At 72.3% G+C, this 4,499-nt stretch carries 4 protein-coding genes and 1 pseudogene; 1 reads left to right on the top strand and 4 read right to left on the bottom strand.

The window, feature by feature from the left end; genetic code table 11:
• A pseudogene (locus G3I65_RS03875) lies at positions 1–242 on the top strand (serine protease); the annotation flags it as partial.
• A gap of 3 nt (positions 243–245) precedes the next feature.
• Here the strand turns inward: G3I65_RS03875 and G3I65_RS03880 are convergent.
• From G3I65_RS03880 to G3I65_RS03895, 4 genes are all read right to left on the bottom strand, one after another.
• Positions 246–1,076, bottom strand: a complete 831-nt coding sequence (locus G3I65_RS03880; RefSeq protein WP_160694820.1) for an ABC transporter permease — start codon at positions 1,074–1,076, stop codon at positions 246–248.
• Positions 1,076–1,882 (bottom strand): ABC transporter permease, encoded by an 807-nt coding sequence (locus G3I65_RS03885; protein WP_160694822.1) that lies wholly within the window; start codon positions 1,880–1,882, stop codon positions 1,076–1,078. The genes G3I65_RS03880 and G3I65_RS03885 overlap by 1 nt, the downstream gene beginning before the upstream one ends.
• Before the next feature lie 133 nt (positions 1,883–2,015).
• Positions 2,016–2,960 (bottom strand): ABC transporter ATP-binding protein, encoded by a 945-nt coding sequence (locus tag G3I65_RS03890; RefSeq protein ID WP_160694824.1) that lies wholly within the window; start codon positions 2,958–2,960, stop codon positions 2,016–2,018.
• A gap of 41 nt (positions 2,961–3,001) precedes the next feature.
• Positions 3,002–4,499, bottom strand: a 1,498-nt coding sequence (locus G3I65_RS03895) for a metallophosphoesterase (RefSeq protein WP_203612274.1), incomplete at its 5' end; no start/stop codon positions are given.

Genomic DNA, 4,499 nt, shown 5'->3' on the forward strand with positions numbered 1-4,499 from the left:
TCACCGGCGTGCTGGCGCTGCTGGCCTCCCGCGAGCCCGGCGCCCGGCCGCGGCAGCTGCGCCGCACGCTCGACGCGCAGGCGACGCCGATGGCGTGCCCGGCCGACTACGACCTGACCGGCGACGGCACGCAGGACGCGTACTGCGCGGGGTACGAGGGCTACAGCGGGTTCTACGGGCACGGGATGGCGGACGCGCTGGCGGCCGTCGCGCCGAAGGGACGCCCGGACCCGGCCCGCTGATCGTCACGTCAGGAGCAGCTTCGCGATGCGGCGCGTCGACGCCCAGAGGCCCACCCCTCCCAGGATCAGCAGGTACGCCAGGTTGATCAGCATCGAGCCGGACAGCAGGCCGGTCGCCAGGCCGCGCATCAGCTCGATCGCGTGGTAGAGCGGGAGGCAGCGGACCACCCACTGCAGCGGCTCCGGGTACACCGACAGCGGGAAGAACGTCGTCGCGAACAGGAACATCGGGGTCAGGCCCAGCTGGATGTAGTCGAACTGGGCCGTCGAACGCAGGAACGTCACCAGCGCCATGCCGATCGCCGAGAAGGCCAGGCCGACCAGCAGCGCCGCCGGGACCATCAGCAGGGCCCACCAGGAGGCCAGCAGGCCCATCGCCGCCGCGATCGCCAGGAACGCCACCGCGTAGAGGCCGCCGCGGGTGATCGCCCAGCCGATTTCGCCGAGGGCGACGTCCAGCGGGCCGATCGGGGTGGCCAGCATCGCGTCGTACAGCTTGGCGTAGCGCAGCTTGAAGAACAGGTTGTACGTCGATTCGAAGACGGCGCCGTTCATCGCCGACGTCGCCAGCAGGGCCGGGGCCACGAACGCGACGTAGCTCATCGGGCGCCCGTCCGGGCCCGCGACCTCGCTGACCAGCGTGCCGAAGCCGAGCTGGAACGCCAGCAGGTACAGGAACGGCTCGACCGCGCCGGACAGGAAGATCAGCCAGCTACCGCGGTACACCATGACCGAGCGCTCGACGAGCATGCGCGCACGGCCGGCGTACAGCCCGGGCGGCAGCACGCGGAACAGCAGCCCGGCACGCCGTGGTGGGGCCTGGACGCTCACCATCAGACCACCAGCCTCCGGTAGAAGGCCCGGTGCGCGAGCGCCCACCCGGCCGCGAACAACGCCGCCAGCACCGCGAAGTGGCCGAGCATCGCCCAGCCGCCGACCCCGCCGACGCTCACGCCGCGGGCCAGCTGCGTGCCGTGCCACAGCGGGGAAAGCCAGGCCAGCCAGCGGATCGCGGCCGGTAGCTGGGTGATCGGGAAGAACGTGCCGGAGAACAACGTCATCGGCATCACGACGAAGCGGAAGATCAGCCCGAACCGCTGACCCTCGTCGAACGTGCGCGCCGCCAGCGCGGCCATCGGCGTGGTGCAGGCGAGGCCGGTGACGGTGCCCGCCAGGATCACCAGCAGCACCCCCGGCCCGGTCCAGGCGCCGAAGAACAACGCGACGAACGCGTAGATCACGCCCGCCAGCGTCAGCCGTAACGCCGACCAGATCAGGTGGCCGCCGAAGACCTGGCCCGGGGACACCGGGGTGGCCGTGACGGCCAGGTATTCCTTCTGCCACTTGAACCCCGACAGCACAGGGTAGCTCGATTCGCCGACCGCCTGCTGGGCGGCCCCGGCGGCGAGCAGGGCGGGCGCGATGTACTGGAGGTAGGACAGGCCGCCGGTGACCGCGCCCGGACGCACCTGCGAGCCGAAGCCGAGGCCCATCGCGGCGAGGAAGAGGACCGGTTGCAGGCCGGTGGAGTACAAAGTGGACACCCAGTGGCGGCGGTACCAGGTCCAGCGGCCTTCGACTTGCAGCCAGGCGCCGTTCCACTTGCCGACGACGCGGCCGGTCGATTCGATGGTGGTCACGGGCGCCGCCCGGGGGTTGCGGGGCGGAAAGCGACGGAGGCGGCGGTGCTCGAGACCGCCCGGTTGGCGACGATGGCTCGGCTCGAAGCGCGAGCCACGCGGCCTGCGGCCCGATGCGGTGAAAGGGTTCTCATCAGTCCACCAGCGTCCGGCCGGTCAGGCGGAGGAAGACATCCTCCAGCGAACTCCGGCGCACCAGGCTCGACAACGGACGGACGCCGCGGGCGTGTGCGTGTTCCAGCGCCGCCTCGCCGTCGTCGCTGTACAGCAGGACCCGGTCCGGCAGGATCTCCACGCGCTCGGCCAGCCCTTCGACTTGCTGGGCCGCCGCGGCCTGCTCCCCCGGTGTGAACCGCAGCTCGACGACCTCGCGCGTCGAGTAGCGCTTGATCAGCTGCGCCGGGGAGCCCTCCGCCGCGATGCGGCCGTGGTCCATCACCACCAGCCTGTCGCAGAGCTGCTCGGCTTCGTCCATGTAGTGCGTCGTCACGATCAGCGTCGTGCCCTGGGCCTTGAGGCGGAACAGCCGGTCCCACAACAGGTGCCGGGCCTGCGGGTCGAGGCCCGTCGTCGGCTCGTCGAGCAGCAGCAGCTCCGGGTCGTTGACCAGCGACCGCGCGATCGTCAGCCGCCGCTTCATGCCGCCGGAGAGCGGGTCGACCTTGTCGTCGGCCCGGTCCGTCAGCTGCGCGAACTCCAGCAGCTCCGCGGCCTTGCGCCGGGCGGCCGCCCGCGACAGGCCGAAGTAGCGGCCGTAGATCAGCAGGTTCTCCCGGACCGTCAGCTCGACGTCCAGGTTGTCCTGCTGCGGCACCACGCCCAGGCGTGCGCGGATGCGCGGCCCGGCGACCTCCGGGTCGGCGCCGAGCACGCGCAGATCTCCGTCGGTGCGTGGCGACACGCACGCGATCATCCGCATGGTCGACGACTTCCCGGCGCCGTTGGGCCCGAGGAAGCCGAACGCCTCCCCGCGCCGCACCTCGACGTCGATCCCGCGCACGGCCTCGAACCCGCCGAAGCGCTTCACGAGCGCTTTGGCCTGCACCAGTGCCGGTTCCCGGTCCTCCGATTCGTCCACCCCACGACCATACGAGCGGGCACCGACAAAAACCGAACGCTTTAGCCGCGCACGGTCACGACCAGCGACTGAGTCACCCCGTTGACCGTCACCGACAGCCGCGCCACGCCCGGCCGCAACGCCGTCAGGACGCCCGAAGCCTGGTCGAACGAAACGACGCCCCAGCTCACCGCCCAGTCCGCGCTCACCGGGTACGACACCGGCACGTCCCGCGTGCCCTGGCGCAAGGAAGCACTCACCACCGCGCGTTCGCCGCGGGCCAGCGAAGCCGGACCGGACAGCGTCAGCGCGTCGACGTTCGGCCGCGTCTCGAAGCGCACCGGCTGGGCGCGGTCGGCGGGGTCGACGCGCAGCAGCGTCCAGCCGACGAACCCGCCGTCGCCGGGAGCGGCCGCGGGTGCCTTGCCCGAGTTGCCGTTGACCAGATAGGGCACGCCGTCCACGCGGGACAGCGAGAACACGCCGGCGTGCGAAGCCACCGAAGCGGCGGGCTTGCCGGACGCCTGCTCGAACCCGGTCAGCCAGTGGGTCAGCAGCGTGGCTTCCTTCCGGTCGCCGAGCTGCGAGTTCCCGGTCGGGCTGGGGTCCTTCACCGGGTGGTGCATGGCGACGACGACCCCGCGCACGGACCGGTCCGCCGCCGCCGAATCGAGCGCCGAGCGCAGCATCCGGACCTGGTCGAACCCGCCGGCCCGCAGCGAGCCGCGTGAGGAGTCCATGAGCACCAGCCGGATGCCGTGCACGTCGACGACGCGGTGGGTCTCCCCGAAGACGGCCTGGAAGTTGGCGAGCCCGTTGCCCGCTTCGGCTTCGTGGTTGCCCGGCACGTAGTACCAGGGCACCTTGCCGTCGAGCTCGTCGGCGATCACCTGCCGGGCCAGCGCGAAGTCGGGTGCGGTCCCCCGGTCGACGAAGTCGCCGTTGATCAGCACCAGGTCCGGCTTCGCGGCGACGGCCTCGCGCAGCGCGCGCCGGGCCTGGGCGACCAGCGGGCCCGCCGGGTCGTCCGCGGTGAACTGGGCGTCGCTGACCACCGCGACGCGCAGGCCGCCGGTCAGCACGCCGTCGGTGACCAGCGCGGGATCGTGCGGCGCCGGGTCGGCGGGCACCGAAGTCGTCGGGGCCACTTCGAAGGTCAGGTCGTCGAACACCAGCCGGCCCTCGTACTGCTGGTCCGGCACGTTCTCGACGGCGTAGAAGCGCGCGAGGCGCTGGCCGTCGGGCAGCCCGGCCGGCACCGCCGCGGTGACGTACCGCCAGCCCGTCCAGTCCACGCTCAGCGAAAGGTCCACCACGGACGCCACGTTCGCGGCGTCGCGCAGTTCGGCCCGCAGCCACGCGCCCTTGCCGTCGCCGTTCACCCAGAGCCCGATCTTCTGGGTGCCCGCCGGGACGGGAAGCGGCGCGGACGGCGTCACGTAGGCCGCGCGCGTGGCGTTCGTGCCGGTCAGCCGGTAGTCCAGCGCGAGACCGGCGCCGCCGTCACGCCCGGGTGCCGCCGACAGCGCCGCGCCGACGACCGCCGGGAACACCGTCGCC

The organism is Amycolatopsis sp. SID8362 (genome assembly GCF_010550475.1).
In the GTDB taxonomy this organism is placed as follows: Bacteria; Actinomycetota; Actinomycetes; order Mycobacteriales; family Pseudonocardiaceae; genus Amycolatopsis; species Amycolatopsis eburnea.